2 protein-coding genes are annotated in these 876 nt (G+C 63.7%); both read right to left on the bottom strand.

Features of this window, described 5'->3' with window-relative positions:
* Positions 1-322: hypothetical protein (locus tag DEQ92_RS20935; RefSeq protein ID WP_147299530.1), on the bottom strand; the 322-nt coding region annotated here is incomplete at its 3' end.
* Between the two features lies 1 nt (position 323).
* Positions 324-704 carry a hypothetical protein gene (locus tag DEQ92_RS20940; protein WP_115821721.1) on the bottom strand — a complete coding sequence of 127 codons (381 nt, stop codon included), beginning with the start codon at positions 702-704 and terminating at the stop codon, positions 324-326.
* Positions 705-876 lie beyond the last annotated feature (172 nt).

Genomic DNA, 876 nt, shown 5'->3' on the forward strand with positions numbered 1-876 from the left:
CGAGCCCGATGCTAATCAGTCCGAACACCGATACGACGGTGACGACCGCACCGCCAGGCGCACCGACGCGTGTTCCCGAGACCGCTCCCAGAAGGACACCAGCGAGCACGAGCCCGGTGATGATCGTCCCCGAAAATCCGCCGCCGCCTGGCACCGTCGACCCCGTGCCAATCACGAACGCGACCGTCCGCGTGAGCATCTGGCCGAGTGTCGACAACGACATCTCTTCCATTCCAGCAAACCACGCGTCGCCGTCGACGGTGCCACCGGAGCTATTGTTGTAATACTGTGCGAGAGCCACAGTAAGGAGTTCTCGGATCATATTATGCGGAGGACCTCACGAGCGTGACGAGACTGCCGTAGAACATCACTGTCGGCGCGCCACCGAGCAGGACCGTCACTGTCGGCGGAGCACCGTTCTCGATGAACACGACAACCGGCCAGTTCAGGAACGACACGACGCCGACTGCGAGATTCCACACGAGGACCGTCGCGCCGCCGACCTGGCCGACGAGCGAGGTGATCGCTCCTGCGACGCCCTGCAGGTTCGACGACGGTTGCTCGCCTGCCTCGACGTCGTCGCCATCTTGATCGATGAAGTATTTCGTGACGCCGGAGTCGTCGTACGAAACGGCTCCGCCGCCGAACATCACGGCACCGAGCACGAAGTATAGCAGGACGATGCGGCTGAATCTGATTGCCATTTTATAAACCCCTCCGGAGCAGCGCCAACGACCCCACGGCGACGCCCGCAGCGAAGACGACGTCGTAGCCGACCCACCCGATCGTCGAGAAACCCGTGAGAATCAGCACGCCCGCGAGCCCAGCTGCCTCACCGCCGACCGGCAGCGTCGCACCGACGGCTGCGACGCCGAG

Origin of the sequence: Haloferax sp. Atlit-6N (assembly GCF_003383195.1) — an archaeon.
GTDB lineage: Archaea > Halobacteriota > Halobacteria > Halobacteriales > Haloferacaceae > Haloferax > Haloferax gibbonsii.

What these genes read in the sequence shown, in the direction of transcription:
- DEQ92_RS20940 (WP_115821721.1), bottom strand. Translation starts at nt 704, where the DNA reads ATGGCAATCAGATTCAGCCGCATCGTCCTGCTATACTTCGTGCTCGGT.